18 protein-coding genes are annotated in these 15,617 nt (G+C 36.3%); 17 read left to right on the top strand and 1 reads right to left on the bottom strand.

The window, feature by feature from the left end; translation table 11 throughout:
* Positions 1 to 30 precede the first annotated feature (30 nt).
* On the top strand, positions 31 to 741 hold the full coding sequence (gene pepE, locus BZG02_RS09070; RefSeq protein WP_101261102.1) for a dipeptidase PepE: 711 nt from the start codon (positions 31 to 33) through the stop codon (positions 739 to 741).
* A 128-nt stretch (positions 742 to 869) separates the two neighbouring features.
* The gene (locus BZG02_RS09065) at positions 870 to 2,456 is read left to right on the top strand and encodes an aspartate:alanine exchanger family transporter (RefSeq protein ID WP_101261101.1); all 1,587 of its coding nucleotides are present in this window, start codon (positions 870 to 872) and stop codon (positions 2,454 to 2,456) included.
* Between the two features lie 57 nt (positions 2,457 to 2,513).
* On the opposite strand, the gene BZG02_RS09060 is transcribed toward BZG02_RS09065, so the two are convergent.
* Positions 2,514 to 3,281 (bottom strand): exodeoxyribonuclease III, encoded by a 768-nt coding sequence (locus BZG02_RS09060; RefSeq protein ID WP_101261100.1) that lies wholly within the window; start codon positions 3,279 to 3,281, stop codon positions 2,514 to 2,516.
* Between the two features lie 153 nt (positions 3,282 to 3,434).
* Between BZG02_RS09060 and rsgA the strand changes: the two genes are divergently transcribed.
* The 15 genes from rsgA (at position 3,435) to atpA (ending at position 15,600) form a co-directional block, all read left to right on the top strand.
* Positions 3,435 to 4,361 carry a ribosome small subunit-dependent GTPase A gene (gene rsgA / locus BZG02_RS09055; RefSeq protein ID WP_101261099.1) on the top strand — a complete coding sequence of 309 codons (927 nt, stop codon included), beginning with the start codon at positions 3,435 to 3,437 and terminating at the stop codon, positions 4,359 to 4,361.
* A gap of 121 nt (positions 4,362 to 4,482) precedes the next feature.
* Positions 4,483 to 5,250, top strand: a complete 768-nt coding sequence (locus BZG02_RS09050) for a TIGR00266 family protein (protein WP_101261098.1) — start codon at positions 4,483 to 4,485, stop codon at positions 5,248 to 5,250.
* A gap of 71 nt (positions 5,251 to 5,321) precedes the next feature.
* Positions 5,322 to 6,353, top strand: a complete 1,032-nt coding sequence (gene mnmH / locus BZG02_RS09045; protein WP_101261097.1) for a tRNA 2-selenouridine(34) synthase MnmH — start codon at positions 5,322 to 5,324, stop codon at positions 6,351 to 6,353.
* A 67-nt stretch (positions 6,354 to 6,420) separates the two neighbouring features.
* A complete protein-coding gene (locus tag BZG02_RS09040) occupies positions 6,421 to 7,566 on the top strand; it encodes a sensor histidine kinase (protein ID WP_218972200.1) in 1,146 nt (381 codons plus the stop codon).
* A 199-nt stretch (positions 7,567 to 7,765) separates the two neighbouring features.
* Positions 7,766 to 8,293: a YceD family protein gene (locus BZG02_RS09035; protein ID WP_101261095.1), complete on the top strand. Its 528-nt coding sequence runs from the start codon at positions 7,766 to 7,768 to the stop codon at positions 8,291 to 8,293.
* A 16-nt stretch (positions 8,294 to 8,309) separates the two neighbouring features.
* Positions 8,310 to 8,495, top strand: a complete 186-nt coding sequence (gene rpmF / locus BZG02_RS09030) for a 50S ribosomal protein L32 (RefSeq protein ID WP_101261094.1) — start codon at positions 8,310 to 8,312, stop codon at positions 8,493 to 8,495.
* A gap of 232 nt (positions 8,496 to 8,727) precedes the next feature.
* Entirely contained in the window at positions 8,728 to 9,726 is a 999-nt protein-coding gene (locus tag BZG02_RS09025) for a beta-ketoacyl-ACP synthase III (RefSeq protein WP_101261093.1), read from the top strand.
* 341 nt (positions 9,727 to 10,067) lie between these two features.
* On the top strand, positions 10,068 to 10,436 hold the full coding sequence (locus BZG02_RS09020; protein ID WP_101261209.1) for a bactofilin family protein: 369 nt from the start codon (positions 10,068 to 10,070) through the stop codon (positions 10,434 to 10,436).
* Entirely contained in the window at positions 10,423 to 10,668 is a 246-nt protein-coding gene (locus tag BZG02_RS09015; protein WP_101261092.1) for an AtpZ/AtpI family protein, read from the top strand. Before BZG02_RS09020 ends, BZG02_RS09015 begins: the two co-directional genes overlap by 14 nt.
* Before the next feature lie 18 nt (positions 10,669 to 10,686).
* The gene (locus BZG02_RS09010; RefSeq protein WP_101261091.1) at positions 10,687 to 11,067 is read left to right on the top strand and encodes a hypothetical protein; all 381 of its coding nucleotides are present in this window, start codon (positions 10,687 to 10,689) and stop codon (positions 11,065 to 11,067) included.
* A gap of 256 nt (positions 11,068 to 11,323) precedes the next feature.
* Complete coding sequence (gene atpB, locus BZG02_RS09005) at positions 11,324 to 12,412, top strand: F0F1 ATP synthase subunit A (protein ID WP_101261090.1); 1,089 nt, start codon at positions 11,324 to 11,326, stop codon at positions 12,410 to 12,412.
* A gap of 63 nt (positions 12,413 to 12,475) precedes the next feature.
* Complete coding sequence (atpE, locus tag BZG02_RS09000) at positions 12,476 to 12,733, top strand: ATP synthase F0 subunit C (RefSeq protein ID WP_245868072.1); 258 nt, start codon at positions 12,476 to 12,478, stop codon at positions 12,731 to 12,733.
* Positions 12,734 to 12,832: 99 nt separating this feature from the next.
* The gene (locus BZG02_RS08995) at positions 12,833 to 13,327 is read left to right on the top strand and encodes a F0F1 ATP synthase subunit B (protein WP_101261089.1); all 495 of its coding nucleotides are present in this window, start codon (positions 12,833 to 12,835) and stop codon (positions 13,325 to 13,327) included.
* Positions 13,328 to 13,407: 80 nt separating this feature from the next.
* On the top strand, positions 13,408 to 13,956 hold the full coding sequence (gene atpH, locus BZG02_RS08990; RefSeq protein ID WP_101261088.1) for an ATP synthase F1 subunit delta: 549 nt from the start codon (positions 13,408 to 13,410) through the stop codon (positions 13,954 to 13,956).
* A 42-nt stretch (positions 13,957 to 13,998) separates the two neighbouring features.
* On the top strand, positions 13,999 to 15,600 hold the full coding sequence (gene atpA / locus BZG02_RS08985; protein WP_101261087.1) for a F0F1 ATP synthase subunit alpha: 1,602 nt from the start codon (positions 13,999 to 14,001) through the stop codon (positions 15,598 to 15,600).
* Positions 15,601 to 15,617: the final 17 nt, after the last annotated feature.

Below are 15,617 nucleotides of genomic sequence, written 5' to 3'. Positions count from 1 at the left end.
TTAGAGCTACTTAAACTAAATTCTACATAAATGAGATTATTATTGATTAGTAACTCCACCATGGCCGGGGAAGAATATTTAGATTATCCCAAAAATAACATCAAAGAGTTTTTAGGAGAAAAGCCAGTTAAGGCTTTATTTATCCCCTATGCAGGGGTAACTGTTTCTTTCGATGATTACGAAGCCAAAGTAAAAGCTAAATTTAATGAAGTAGGACACGATGTGGTGTCAATACATCATTTCGATGATCCTGTGAAAGCCGTTGAAGATGCTACCGCAATTGTGGTTGGTGGTGGAAGTACTTGGAACATGCTTCATTTGGTGCATAAAAATAAGCTAACCGAGGTAATTCGTAGGAAAGTTATAAGTGGAAATATGCCTTACATTGGATGGAGTGCAGGTTCTAATTTGGCTTGTCCAACCATTAAAACTACGAATGATATGCCGATTATCGATCCTTTGGGATTTGATGCCTTAAATTTAATTCCGTTTCAGATTAATCCGCACTATCTGGATAAAAATCCCGATGGTCACGGAGGAGAGACTCGAGAAGATAGAATTAACGAATTTATGGTGGTTAATCCAAATATATATATTGCCGGTTTAAGAGAGGGAAGTATGTTTTTGGTTGAAAATGGAAAAATAAAATTGATTGGTAAACACAATTGTCGAATCTTTAAGAAAGATGTGAAAGCCTACGAATTGAGCCCGAAAGACGATTTTAATTTTTTGTTGAAATAAGCTCTGCAAAATAATCTTAAAGCGGTTGAATTTTTTTTCAACCGCTTTTTTTAATTTGATTTTTTACCTTTGTGCTCCTGTAAACAGATCAGTCTGTACTTTTCATATTCTTCAAAAAAAACTTCTTAATGGATTTATTATCATCTAGCTATTTTGTCTTATTTTTAATTGTTGCAATTGGTTTTATAGTTGGAAACATCAAAGTTAAAGGGATATCTCTGGATGTTTCTGCTGTAATATTCGTAGCTCTGGTCTTTGGACATTATGGTGTTACTATTCCAATCGACATTCAAAAAATAGGATTAACATTATTTATTTTCACCATTGGAATTCAGGCTGGGCCTGGTTTTTTTGAATCCTTTAAGAAGAATGGGAGAGAATTAATCCTGCTTGCTTTTATTTTGGTTGGTAGTGCGTCCTTAATAACTCTTTTGTTTGTTATTGTATTTCAGGTAGATATGAATATTGCTATTGGTTTACTTACAGGCTCCTTAACAAGTACACCTGGTCTGGCCGCTGCAATTGAATCGACTCAATCGCCATTGGCATCTATCGGTTATGGTATTGCATACCCTTTTGGAGTAATTGGAGTTATTTTATTTGTAAGGTTATATCCTAAATTTACTGGTGTTGATATTCAAAAAGAGGCAGAGAATTTAGAGAAGGAAGTGTTGGAGCAATATCCGGAATTAGTAAATAAAAATCTGATTGTTGAGAATGAAAATATAGTAGGTAAAAGCATTAAAGAGTTAAAGATTCGTTCCATGACTCAAGCCAATATTTCCAGAATAATGCACCAAGGAAAATCTATTGTACCCTTACCAACCACTATTCTCGAAAGAGGAGATATTGTAAAGTTAATTGGCACCGAACAAGCTATCGAAAAGGCAAGACTTATTATTGGTGATGAAACGAACGAAAAAATTCCACTGAGTAGCGATTATGTGGTGGAATCAATTCTGGTTACCAATAAACAAGTGGTAAATAAAACTTTAGGACAATTAAATGTTTTAGCCAATTACAATGCTCGTGTTACCAGAATTCGGAGAGCGGGAATTGATATTGTTGCAAGTTCCAATTCTGTAATTCGTTTTGGAGATAAGTTGGTAGTGGCGTGCGGAACTGCAAACATCAACAATATTCATCATTTATTTGGGAACGACAGTAAGAAATTATCCGATACCGATTTTTTTCCTGTAGCTGCAGGAATCGTATTAGGGGTTTTAGTTGGTAAATTAAAAATATCCTTCACCGATGAGTTTACTTTTAGTCTGGGATTAACCGGAGGTGTTTTAATGGTTGCCTTAATTTTAAGTAGAATTGGAAAAACAGGACCTGTTTTATGGACCATGTCGGGTTCATCGAATCAACTGCTACGCCAATTAGGACTACTAATGTTTCTTGCTGTGGTTGGAACAAGTGCAGGATCTCATTTAGTGGAAACATTTAAAGAGTCTGGATTTATATTATTTGCAATTGGTATTGGAATTACTTTGTTGCCAATGATTATAACAACCTTAATTGGTCATTTTGTTCTAAAAATGAACATTCTAAATTTATTAGGAACCCTTACTGGAAGTATGACTAGTACACCCGGTTTAGCAGCAGTTGATGGAATGACCGATTCTTCCGCTCCTTCTATCGCCTATGCAACGGTTTATCCTATTGCCATGGTCTTGCTAATGGTTTGCGTACAACTGTTGAGTATGTGGTAAATAGAAAATCCCGAAAAGGAAAGGCTTTTCGGGAGCTTAATTTTTTTATACCGAAAATTAAAAATCTACTTCAACAACAATCGGACAATGATCGGAATGAACAACGTCGGCTAATATGGAACCTCCTTTTAGTTGCTCGCGAAGCGATTCGCTAACCATGTGGTAATCAATCCTCCATCCTAAATTTTTCCCTCTAGATCCTGCTCTGTAGCTCCACCAACTGTATTTATCTGGAGATGAATCAAACAGTCTGAAACTATCAATAAATCCACTCTCAAGAAACTGGCTCACCCATTCTCTTTCTTCAGGTAAGAATCCAGAAACTCCTTTTTTCTTTTCTGGCTTACTGATATCTATTTCTTTGTGGCAGATATTATAATCGCCTCCAATAATTAAATTAGGTCTTTCTTTTTTTAGTTCAGTAATGTAATCCTGAAAATAGGCCAGCCATTCCATTTTATAATCCTGTCGTGGGCCTCCGGTAGTTCCTGATGGGTGATAGGTGCTAAAAACCGAAACATCTCCAAAATCGGCTCTAATTGCCCTTCCTTCCACATCATATTTTGCGTTGTCCACTCCAACAACTACCTTGTCGGGCTTCACCTTACTCAAAATTCCAACGCCACTATACCCTTTTTTTACTGCCGAAAACCAGTAGCAATGGTAGCCTAATTCCTCAAAAAGAGGAGTTTCTATTTGTTCTGGTTGTGCTTTAGTTTCCTGGATAAGAAGAATATCCGGATCCTCCTGTTTTAACCATCCAATAAAGTCTTTTCCAAGGGCGGCTCTAATTCCATTTACATTGTAACTTATTATTTTTCGCATAGTGTATGTTTTATTTAAAGCGAATAAAGATAAAAAAAAGAAAAGCCTTTAGTGGTTAATTTCACCGAAGAGATAAATTAAAAACTCAGAAAAAGCAATACATTTGTTTAAATTTGCTTCAAATCAACTACTTTTGTAATAAAAATAAGAACATTGAAAGAAGGATTAGTAATCAAATCGACAGGAAGTTGGTATACCGTAAAATCCAACGATGGGAAAATTCATAATTGCCGTATAAAAGGGCGGTTTCGAATGGATGGAATTCGCACAACCAACCCGATATCGGTTGGGGATAAAGTAGATTTTGAAGAGGAGCCTGAGGCGAACGTAATTGTGAAGATTCACGATCGGAAGAATTACATCATTCGTAAATCTTCCAATTTATCAAAGCACAGTCAAATAATTGCGGCAAATATCGATCAGGCATTTTTAATCGTTACAGTTAATTATCCACTTACTACGACTACGTTTATCGATCGTTTTTTAGCTGCTGCAGAAGCTTATCGAATTCCTGTAAATCTTATTTTTAATAAAATTGATAGGTATCGTCCCAATGACGTAAAACGATTGGCAGAATTAAAAAATACCTACGAAAAAATTGGCTACAAATGTTACGAAATTTCAGCCAAACAAGGGACACATTTAGAGGTTATTAGAGGTGTTTTAAAAGGGAAAATAAATTTATTATCAGGGCATTCTGGAGTTGGTAAATCCACTTTAATTAATGCCATACAGCCTGGACTGGATTTAAAAACAGGGGAAATTTCAGAAGCGCACTCTCAAGGAAAACATACTACCACTTTTTCCGAAATGTTTGAGTTAGATTTCGAAGGGTATATTATTGATACTCCTGGAATTAGAGGTTTTGGGACAATTGATATGGGAAAGGAAGAAATGTCTCACTTTTTTCCGGAAATTTTTAAAACTTCAGCGCAGTGCCAATTCAACAACTGTACACATGTTCATGAACCAAGATGCGCTGTAAAGGCTGCGGTTGAAATCGGAGATATCTGTATCACCAGATACGAAAGTTATTTGGGGATGATTATGGAGGATGAGGATAGTAAATATAGAATCTAAAAATTAAGAATTAGAAAAAATTTACATCGGCTTAGTTAACTCCAACCGATTTTGTAACTTGTTGGGAAAATTAGTAAAAGACTTAGTAATACATTCTTAATTAATAACTCATCAGAGACAAATGAAATCACACGAAGTAGATTATAAGATATTTGGAGATGACATTCAGTTAGTGGAAATTGAGTTGGATCATAATGAGACGGTTATTGCCGAAGCTGGTGCCATGTCGTACATGGAAGAAGGAATTAGTTTCGAAACGAAAATGGGCGATGGCTCCGAACCAGAAAAAGGCTTATTTAGTAAGCTCTTATCGGCAGGTTCTCGTCTAATAACCGGCGAATCCCTATTTTTAACTCATTTTACACATACCGGACCAGGAAAATCCAGAGTAGGTTTTGCAGCTCCTTATCCAGGCACAATTATGCCGATCGACCTAAGTAAAACAGGCGGATCTTTAATTGTTCAGAAAGATGGCTTTTTGTGTGCTGCTTTAGGTACAAAAGTGAGCATTACCTTCAATCAAAAAATAGGTTCCGCATTATTTGGAGGCGAAGGGTTTATACTGCAAAAACTTCAGGGTGACGGGAAAGCGTTTGTGCATGCCGGAGGAACGGTTATTGAGAAAAGTTTACTAAATCAAACACTTCGGGTGGATACTGGTTGCGTTGTTGCCTTTGAAGAAGGTATCGATTTTTCGATTGAAAAGGCCGGAGGATTAAAATCAATGATATTTGGTGGTGAAGGAATATTCCTGGCTACTTTACGAGGAACGGGGAAAGTTTGGTTGCAATCCATGCCAATTCGAAAACTGATAAAAGCAATTGCGCCCCGAGGGGAAAATCGCTCCAAGGGCTCCAGTTCAATACTAGGCGAGTTTCTTGAAACCTAGTTTAAAAGATAATTTAAATTTAACAGCACGTAATCACTACGTGCTATTTTTATTGATAGAATAAGGAAAAAATGGCTACGATACTTGATCCAAAAGAATTTCTTGAGATGGGTAAATCATTACCTATGGTTGATGTTAGAACTGCAGCAGAATTTGAGACTGGACATATACCCGGTGCTCATAATTTACCAATTTTCACCAACGAGGAAAGAGTTGTTGTAGGTACTAAATATAAAAGAGCAGGGAAGGATGCTGCTGTTTTGTTAGGCTTGGAATTGGTAGGACCAAAATTGGCACGTTTCGTAAGACAGGCAAAAAAAATAGCTCCCGGAAAAAAAATATTGATACATTGTTGGAGAGGTGGTATGAGAAGCGGAAGCATGGCTTGGCTGTTCGAGACTGCTGGGTTTACAGTATATCTGTTAAATGGCGGTTACAAAGCATACAGAGGCTATAATCGGGAATTGTTTGAGGAGAAAGCTGAGATTGTTATTTTGGGAGGAATGACAGGAAGTGGCAAAACAGAAGTGTTGCACGAAATGATTAAATTGGGACACCAAGTGCTCGATTTAGAGGGAGTGGCAAATCATAAAGGGTCAGTTTTTGGAGCTTTAGGACAGGCCGATCAACCTACAAATGAGAATTTTGAAAATGAGTTGGCCAGAATTTGGTCGAGCTTCAATTTTCAAAAAACCATTTGGATCGAAGATGAAAGTAATGCCGTAGGATCTGTTTGGATTAATGATGTGTTATTTCTTAGAATGAGAAAAGCTGGTGTTGTTAATATGCAAATCCCTAAAGAAGAGCGAATTGAGAGGCTGGTGAGAGAGTATGCTTGTTTTCAAATAGAAGATTTAAAAAACCTGGTTCTGAAAATTGAGAAAAGACTGGGTGGATTAAATGTGAAGAATGCATTCGAGAGTCTCGATAGAGGCGATTTTCATACTGTTGCAGATATTACCTTAACTTATTACGATAAAGCGTATTTGCACGGACAGCAGAAGCGAAAAAACCAAACGATTTATTCCATCGCACTTGAAAAGGATGATCCGAAGGAAAATGCAAGAGCTATAATCGAATTTTATGCCAACTTAAATAAGTAGTTTTCTTGAGATAAGAAATAAACAGATTTGTCGTTATCTTTATGTGAAACCTTAGCACTCAAACATCTTGGATATCTATCTGAAAAATCGGCATTGGAAATTTTATTTTTTACTAATTGCCATCGTAATCGTATTTGGATCAATTGTTTACACTAACACTTTGGTGGGGAAGTTAGCCAACGAAGAGGTGAAGAAAATTGAATTGTGGGCCGAAGGAATGCGTAGCTTGCAATTGAATCCCGATCAGGATGTTTCACTGATTAATCGAATTTTAGAACAAAATGAAACTATTCCGGTAATCCTAATCGATGATGATGAAAATATTGTAGATCATAGAAATATTAAGTTATCGAAAAGGAACGAAGAGGTGGTTTTAAAGGAAAAACTTCAGGAAATGAAGAAGGCTGAACATTTTATTGAAATAGAGCTTGTTAATGGAAAAAACTACATCTATTTCGATGATTCGAGTCTTTTAAAACAATTAGCTTGGTATCCTTTTATTCAATTAGGAGCGATCATCACCTTTATTTTGATTGCATTTTTAGCATTTTCGTATTCAAAATCAGCCGAACAGAATCAAGTGTGGGTAGGAATGTCAAAAGAAACTGCGCATCAGTTAGGAACGCCCATTAGCTCTTTAATGGCATGGATGGAGCTGATAAAATCGGGAGAAATCGACCCACAGTTGTCCGTCGAAATGGCAAAAGATGTGGATAGGTTGGAGGTGATTGCAGAGCGTTTCTCAAAAATTGGTTCAAAACCCGTATTAAAGGTTACGAATATTTTGGAGGTACTTAGCAGCAGTATTGAATATTTAAAAAAGAGAACTTCCGATAAGGTTGATTTTAGTTTGGATATTGTTGGCGTTGATACTGCAGAAATTCCTCTAAATAAAGAATTATTTTCGTGGGTGATCGAAAACCTGTCGAAAAATGCCGTAGATGCAATGGAAGGTAAAGGAAGTTTGAAATTTATGGTTTTAAATAAAGCAAATCAATTGATAATTGATATCAGCGATACCGGAAAAGGGATCGCTAGAAACCAATTTAAGACGATTTTTAAGCCCGGATTCACCTCAAAAAAGAGAGGATGGGGGCTAGGATTGTCTCTTTCGAAAAGAATTATTGAAAATTATCATCGTGGAAAAATATTTGTTGTTAGCTCAGAAATGGGTAATGGTGCGGTTTTTAGGATTATTTTGCCTTTAAATTGAACTGTTTGATTTTCAAATAGCAGTTTTTTTTTTGAATCTACCAAAGATCTACCTATTTTTGCAGCCCGTTTTCAAGGGAGTTTTGTCATTGAAACTGTAATTCAGTTTAGTAATTGATCAAAATTGCTAAAAAAGATGTTGAGATTTATGAAAACGTATGATTAATTTTTATACTTTTGCAAAGTTTTATTAGAATATTTTGGATTATCTAGCAAAATATACGATTCCTTTCAAAGGATTAAAAGATGGTAAGCATGTATTTGATTTTACTATCGATGAAAAATTCTTTGAGCATTTTCAACAGGAAGATGCATACCAAGTTGATGCCTCGGTGAAAGTCACTCTCGAGAAAAAAACTTTGGTGATGACTCTTACCATTGAATTGGATGGGATAATGAAAGTGGCCTGTGATCGTTGCCTCGAAGAATTTAATATGGAAGTAAGTGGAGAAAGCTCTGTTTATGTCAAATTTGGAGAGGAGAATGAGGAGTTGGCCGATGATGTTATTGTGATTTCTGAAGCGGTAAACGAATTGGAAACAGCACAATATATCTACGAGTTGTTTTCACTTAGCTTGCCTTTAAGCTTTGTTCATCCCGAGGATGAAGATGGAAATAGTACTTGTGACGAAGAAATGATTCAGAAATTGAATGAACATACAGTGAACGATGAACAAGTCATCGATCCAAGATGGAATGATTTAAGAAAATTGATTGATAATAATTAGTTAAATAGGTTGAAAAATGGCACATCCAAAACACAGAACGTCGAAGCAGAGAAGAAATAAGAGAAGAACTCATCTTAAAGCGACTCCAGCTACTTTAGCATCTTGCTCAAATTGTGGAGCAACTGTTAAATATCATACTGTTTGCCCTGAATGCGGTTACTACAGAGGTAAATTGGCGATCGAAAAGAAAGTTACAGCATAACCTAAGTTAAGTTATTTAGGTTAAACGCAATATGTGAATTTGCTCCTCAGGTACAACTTGGGAGCAATTTTGCTTATTATACAGTTTCATTTTACAGATTAAAGAGGATTTTTATTGCTTTGTTCCGTTAGTGGGTTGAGTTGTAATTGGTCTCGGTTATATTTGTTTTTAGTGGATTTCTGTGTAAGTAGAACGCTGAATCTATCTGATAAACACTAAGTAAGCTAGAAGAATGTCAAAAATTAATGCAGTAATAACTGGTGTTGGAGCATATGTTCCAGACTACGTTCTTACCAATGAGGAATTAAGCACCATGGTTGATACAACCGATGAGTGGATCATGACTCGTATTGGTATTAAGGAAAGAAGAATTCTAAAAGGCGAAGGAAAAGGATCTTCAGATTTGGGAGCAAAAGCGGTTGAAGAGCTTTTGAGAAAAACCAATACTTCACCTGAGGATGTGGATTTGTTGATTTGCGCAACAGTAACTCCTGATATGCAATTCCCGGCAACGGCTAATATTATAAGCGATAAAGTAGGCATTAACGATGCATTTAGTTTTGATTTAAATGCAGGTTGTTCTGGGTTCTTGTTCGCATTGGCTACTGGTTCAAAATACATCCAATCTGGAATGTATAAGAAGGTGATCGTTGTTGGTGCTGAGAAGATGTCCGCTATCGTTGATTATACAGATCGTCAGACTTGTCCGATATTTGGAGATGGAGCTGCAGCAGTTATGTTGGAGCCAACTACTGAAGATGTTGGTATTATTGATGAAATGTTGCATACTCAAGGTTTTGGAAGAAAACATTTGCATCAAAAAGCGGGTGGCTCTTGCAGACCTGCTAGTCATGAAACAGTAGATGCTCGCGAGCATTTTATTTATCAGGAAGGAAATCATGTATTTAAGCATGCTGTTTCCAATATGGCCGATGTTTCTGTTGAAATGATGGAAAAGCATAATATGACAGCGGATGATTTAACCTGGTTAGTACCACATCAGGCAAATAATCGTATTATCGAAGCTACCGCAAAACGAATGGGATTAGCAAAAGAGAAAGTAATGATCAATATTGAAAGATATGGTAATACTACCTCAGCTACAATTCCATTGTGTTTATGGGAGTGGGAAGATCAATTAAGTAAAGGCGATAAGCTTATCCTTTCGGGATTTGGTGCTGGTTTTACTTGGGGCTCTATTTTTATAAAATGGGGTTACGATCCAAAATAAATTACAACTAAGCAAGTATATAATAGGGCCTCCAATTTTGGGGGCCTTTTTTTTGGTGGAATCATTTTAAAAGAGTGGTTTTGTTCATCCAAATTTTTATATTTGTAAGGCTTGTAAATGAATAACACAAGTTCTTTTTTAATTCAAAAATACTTTTTTTTATAAAAGGGAGTTGATTTGTTATTACAGATGAAATTAATCGAAAGCGAAACTTTGGTGAGATAATAGAAGAATAGCTTTTTTCGTAACAAAAATACGACTTCGTTAGTGATAATGAATGTTTTAACAATTCAGGTTTATAAATTCAATGGGATATTAACATGTTTAGCAAAAAAAATAAAATGAGCAAAAACAACGAAGTACAACCAACCGCGGTTAATTTAATCTGCGACGGAACATCAATAACAGGAGATATTCAAGCATCTAGAGATATTCGAATTGATGGATTTTTGAATGGGAAAATGAAAGTGAATGGAAAAGTTGTAGTAGGAAATACTGGTAAAATTCAAGGGGATGTACATTGCAAAACAATTGATGTTTCGGGAATGGTAGAGGGCAATATTATTGCGTCGGAAATGGTTAACTTAAAAAATACTGCAGTTATTTTAGGAAATATTACCACCGATAAAATTTCTGTTGAGCCAGGTGCCAAATTCACAGGAACCTGTAAAATGGGCGAGCCAGCTCCCAAAAAAGATGAAAAAAAGTAAAGAAGAGTCTAATAACTCCATCGAGAAACGAAAAAAGCAAGTAAGCAGTTTAGCAAAATATTCTGGTCTTGCATTTCAAATGATTGCTATAATTCTTATAGTATTGTTTGGCGGAATTAAATTCGATGAATATCTGAAAAATGAATTTCCTTTATTCACAATTATTGGCGCTTTTGGTGGAGTTGTTTTATCTTTATATTTCGCGTTAAAAGATTTTTTTAAAAGTAAGTAGACGCAGTTAAATTCGACTATGGAAAAATCAATTAAAAAATACATTCGAAACTTAGGAATTATTTCGGGAGTTCTATTACTCCTTTCAGTTGTGATGTATTTGACACTATTAAAACCATGGTTCAACTATGTTTTTCCTTTTGTTATTTTGTATTTTTTCCTAATTAGTTCCCTTCAGCACTATCGATTGCTTAAAACTGCAAAGGATAATCCTAGGAGTTTTAATACAAATTATATGGCATGGTTTGGAATAAAGCTATTTTCACATCTAAGTTTTGTAATCTTTTTTGTATTGCTGAATCGTGCACAAGCATTGAGTTTTGTTCTGTTTTTTGGCTTTTGTTATGTGGTGTACACAGCTTACGATGTGGTGTGCTTATCCAATACTTTAAGGTCTTAAAATGTTAAATAATTTTAAAAAGTCTAATGCATGCGTTTTTTTATTAAATTTGGATGACAATATTAAAAAAGCCCCGTTTTATTTGGAAAATGCTAAGGTGTAACGAATGAGTAATCATTTTACAAATTAGCATTCATCCGTAACGGTTTTGAATTTATTTTTTAACCATTCAGATCTAATAAGCCTCGAACAGTTTCGTTTGGGATTTGTTTCAAGCCAAACTTTTTGGCATCTATTAAAAGTAAGTCATTTACGTATGAAAAATATTCATCGATTTCTATTGGTTTTCTTCTTAGCAGTAAGTGTTTCTACGGTTTTTGCCTCTAGCGATGAGCATGCAGAACCTGCATCCCAAGAGACACACGAAAAAGAAAAGTTTGAGCCAGGAAGTTTTATAATGGATCATATTGCTGATGCCTACGATTGGCATGTTTTTAGTATTGGTGATTTTCATGCAACCATGCCTTTACCAGTGATTGTTTATTCCCAGAGTTCTGGTTTTCATATGTTTCTGTCTAGTAATTTTCATCATGGACACGCTAGTTACAAAAATTTTTCAATAGCCACCGAAGGCGAATACAGAAGTAAAGTGGTTGAATTAGTGAACGGACAGGAAGTTCGTCCATTTGATATCTCCATGACCAAAAATGTGGTTGCAATGCTAATAAGTATGGCAATACTACTTTGGGTGTTTATCTCGGTAGCAAAAGCATATACTATCCGAAAAGGCAAAGCGCCTAAAGGGATGCAATCGGTAATGGAACCTATTATTCTTTTTGTGCGTGATGAGGTTGCAAAACCTGCTATTGGAGAAAAGAAGTACGAGAAATACATGCCGTATTTGTTAACTATCTTTTTCTTTATTTGGTTGAATAATTTAATGGGAATGGTTCCATTTTTACCAGGAGGTGCAAACGTAACGGGAAACATTACCATTACAATGGTATTAGCCTTGTTTACTTTCGCAATTACATCTATTAACGCCAATAAATCGTATTGGAAACACATCGTAAATACACCTGGAGTTCCTTGGTGGTTAAAATTTCCGATTCCATTGATGCCTTTGGTGGAAGTGATGGGTGTTTTCACAAAACCATTTGTATTGATGGTTCGACTTTTTGCCAATATTACGGCAGGACATATGATTGTGCTGGCATTTGTTAGTTTGATTTTTATTTTCGGACAAATAAATACTGCATTGGGTTTAGGAACCTCTGTTGTTTCTGTACTATTTGTTGTATTCATGAATTTGCTTGAGCTTTTGGTAGCCTTAATTCAGGCATATGTATTTACGCTTCTTTCTGCGCTTTACTTTGGTATGGCAACAGAAGAAGAACATCATTAAGAATTTTTCACTCCTTAAAGAATAGGAGCTTTAATAGTTTTTTATCATTTAATTAAAAACGCTATGATTACATTATCAATTCTTCTTCAGGCTGCTGCAAGTATGGGCATTGCCAAAATGGGTGCTGCTTTTGGAGCAGGTTTAGCTGCTATTGGTGCTGGTATCGGTATCGGTAAAATTGGTGGTTCTGCTCTTGAGAGTATTGCCCGTCAACCAGAAGCTTCTGGAGATATTCGTTCAAACATGATCGTTGCTGCCGCCCTTATTGAAGGTGCTGCATTTTTTGCGATTATCATTTGTTTGTTAGCTATCGTATTGTAATAGCATTATCCACAATTTACCAGAGGGGATTGCCTGCGGTAAATTGTGGAATCTATTTGGATGTTAACATCACTTTAAGTGAATTAAAAATAGAATAACATGGGCTTGGTAACACCAGAATTAGGAACTTTTATTTGGATGCTTTTGGCATTTGCCATTGTATTATTTATCCTGAAAAAGTTTGCTTGGAAACCGATATTAAGTGCATTAAAAGAACGGGAAGACTCCATCGAGGGTGCTCTTCGTTCTGCTGAGCGTGCTAAAGACGAAATGGCGGCATTACAAGCTGACAATGAGCGAATACTTCAGGAAGCAAGAAAAGAGCGTGAGGCAATGCTTAAAGAAGCAAAAGAGATGGGTGGTAAGTTGGTGAGTGAAGCTAAACAAAAAGCGACTCTTGAAGCGGATAAGGTGATTGAGTCGGCTCGATTAAACATTGAAGGAGAAAAAGCTGCCGCTTTGAATGAAATTAAAGCTCAGGTTGCACTTCTTTCTGTCGAAATTGCCGAGAAAATTCTTCGCCAGCAATTTGCTGATGATCAGCAACAAAAGGATTATTTCAAAAAGTTAATGGACGAAGTAAAGTTGAATTAATTAATGAGTTAATCAGGATTTGTTCAGCATAAATTTGTCGCTGTAAATCATTTTGATACTTATTACTCATATCTAAAAATATGAACGAAAGTAAAATATCGGTTCGTTATGCCAAAGCTCTTTTTGAGTTAGGAAAAGAAGAGAACTTAATAGAGTCCGTAACTAGTGACATACAGCTGGTAGATGAGGTTTGTAAAACAATTCCTGAATTTTGGCTTATGGTGGAAAGTCCGGTGGTGAAAACCTCTCAAAAACGAGCTGCGATAAAGCAGCTATTTGGAGAGAAAATTAACGAGACAACACTTAAGTTTTTAGATTTAGTGGTGCAGAATCGTCGTGAAATTTACTTAAAAGATATCTCGCGTAATTTTTTAGCATTGTGTCGTAAAGACAAAGGGGTTCTAGCAGCAACACTTACATCAGCAATTGCTGTTGAGAAAGATAGTAACAGCAAGTTGAGCGAGTTACTTTCCAAATCTTTTAATGCAAAAATTGAGTTGAAGGAAGTCGTTGACAAAGAAATTATTGGTGGATTTGTGCTTCGAATTGAAGATCAACAGTTGGATGCTAGCATTAGCAATCAGTTGACTCTTATTAAGCGCGAATTGCTTTCAAATCATATGAAATAGAATTTCAAATCGGATTAAACTCTGACTAAATAAAAATTAAATATGGCTAGTATTAAACCTGCAGAAGTTTCGGAAATCCTAAAGCAGCAATTACAAGGATTAAAAACCGAGGCAGAACTGGAAGAAGTCGGAACCGTATTGCAAGTTGGGGATGGTATCGCCCGCATCTACGGTTTATCGCACGTTGAATCCAACGAGCTGATTGAATTCCAAAATGGCGTTTTAGGTATTGTATTGAACCTCGAAGAGGACAATGTCGGAGCTGTACTTTTGGGAGAATCTCAAGGTATTAAGGAAGGTGATGTTGTAAAACGAACCAAGCGTATTGCCTCTATTAATGTTGGTGAGGGAATGTTGGGACGTGTCATCAATACCATTGGTGAACCATTGGATGGAAAAGGGGAAATTAAAGGGGTGACCTACGAAATGCCATTGGAACGTAAAGCTCCAGGAGTATTGTATCGTCAGCCGGTAACTGAGCCTTTACAAACAGGTTTAAAGTCGATTGATGCGATGATTCCAATTGGACGTGGACAACGGGAGTTAATCATTGGTGACCGTCAGACTGGTAAAACTGCAATTGCAATTGATACCATTATCAATCAAAAAGAATTTTACGACAAAGGAGAGCCGGTTTACTGTATCTATGTTGCTATAGGACAGAAAGGTTCTACCGTAGCAAATATCGCTCGAATTCTTGAGGAACATGGTGCGATGGCCTATACGGTGATTGTGATGGCAACAGCTGCGGATCCAGCAGCATTGCAGTTTTATGCACCTTTTGCAGGAGCTTCCATTGGAGAGTTCTTCCGCGATACAGGTCGTCCGGCATTAATTATTTATGATGATTTATCGAAACAAGCGGTATCCTATCGTGAGGTTTCTCTACTACTTCGTCGTCCACCAGGACGTGAAGCATATCCAGGTGATGTATTTTACTTGCACTCCAGACTATTAGAGCGTGCTGCTAAAATTATTAATTCGGACGCTATTGCTCGTCAGATGAATGATTTACCTGAGAGTTTGAAAAATGCAAAGGATAAAAATGGCGAATCGATTATTAGAGGAGGAGGTTCTTTAACTGCACTTCCTATTATCGAAACACAAGCTGGTGACGTATCGGCTTACATTCCAACCAATGTAATTTCAATTACTGATGGTCAGATTTTCTTAGAGTCGGATCTTTTTAATTCGGGTATTCGTCCGGCAATTAACGTTGGTATTTCGGTATCTCGTGTGGGAGGTAATGCGCAAATTAAATCGATGAAAAAAGTTGCCGGTACTTTAAAGTTAGATCAGGCACAATATCGTGAATTAGAGGCTTTTGCTAAGTTTGGTTCCGATATGGATGCAGCAACCCGAGCAGTTTTGGACAAAGGTTCGAAGAATGTGGAAATCTTGAAACAAGGACAATATTCTCCATTTACTGTGGATAAGCAGGTTGCTATTTTGTATTGTGGATCACAAGGATTGTTGCGTAATGTTCCTGTTAATAAGGTAAAAGCATTTGAAATTGAATTTCTTGATTTTATGGCGATGAAACATAAAGATGTGTTGGCGGAGCTTGGATCGGGAAAATATACTCAAGAAGCGCAAGATATTTTGAAATCTGTTGCGGCTGAGTTATCTGCAAAATACAAATAGTTAAAAATAAGTAATTA

Origin of the sequence: Labilibaculum filiforme (assembly GCF_002843315.1) — a bacterium.
GTDB classification, from domain to species: domain Bacteria; phylum Bacteroidota; class Bacteroidia; order Bacteroidales; family Marinifilaceae; genus Labilibaculum; species Labilibaculum filiforme.
This window is presented reverse-complemented; position numbering and strand designations above follow the sequence as displayed.

Coding starts and splice junctions, on each gene's coding strand:
- pepE (WP_101261102.1), top strand. CDS start 31: ATGAGATTATTATTGATTAGTAACTCCACCATGGCCGGGGAAGAATAT.
- BZG02_RS09065 (WP_101261101.1), top strand. CDS start 870: ATGGATTTATTATCATCTAGCTATTTTGTCTTATTTTTAATTGTTGCA.
- BZG02_RS09060 (WP_101261100.1), bottom strand. CDS start 3,281: ATGCGAAAAATAATAAGTTACAATGTAAATGGAATTAGAGCCGCCCTT.
- BZG02_RS09050 (WP_101261098.1), top strand. CDS start 4,483: ATGAAATCACACGAAGTAGATTATAAGATATTTGGAGATGACATTCAG.
- mnmH (WP_101261097.1), top strand. CDS start 5,322: ATGGCTACGATACTTGATCCAAAAGAATTTCTTGAGATGGGTAAATCA.
- rpmF (WP_101261094.1), top strand. CDS start 8,310: ATGGCACATCCAAAACACAGAACGTCGAAGCAGAGAAGAAATAAGAGA.
- BZG02_RS09025 (WP_101261093.1), top strand. CDS start 8,728: ATGTCAAAAATTAATGCAGTAATAACTGGTGTTGGAGCATATGTTCCA.
- BZG02_RS09020 (WP_101261209.1), top strand. CDS start 10,068: ATGAGCAAAAACAACGAAGTACAACCAACCGCGGTTAATTTAATCTGC.
- BZG02_RS09015 (WP_101261092.1), top strand. CDS start 10,423: ATGAAAAAAAGTAAAGAAGAGTCTAATAACTCCATCGAGAAACGAAAA.
- BZG02_RS09010 (WP_101261091.1), top strand. CDS start 10,687: ATGGAAAAATCAATTAAAAAATACATTCGAAACTTAGGAATTATTTCG.
- atpB (WP_101261090.1), top strand. CDS start 11,324: ATGAAAAATATTCATCGATTTCTATTGGTTTTCTTCTTAGCAGTAAGT.
- atpE (WP_245868072.1), top strand. CDS start 12,476: ATGATTACATTATCAATTCTTCTTCAGGCTGCTGCAAGTATGGGCATT.
- BZG02_RS08995 (WP_101261089.1), top strand. CDS start 12,833: ATGGGCTTGGTAACACCAGAATTAGGAACTTTTATTTGGATGCTTTTG.
- atpH (WP_101261088.1), top strand. CDS start 13,408: ATGAACGAAAGTAAAATATCGGTTCGTTATGCCAAAGCTCTTTTTGAG.
- atpA (WP_101261087.1), top strand. CDS start 13,999: ATGGCTAGTATTAAACCTGCAGAAGTTTCGGAAATCCTAAAGCAGCAA.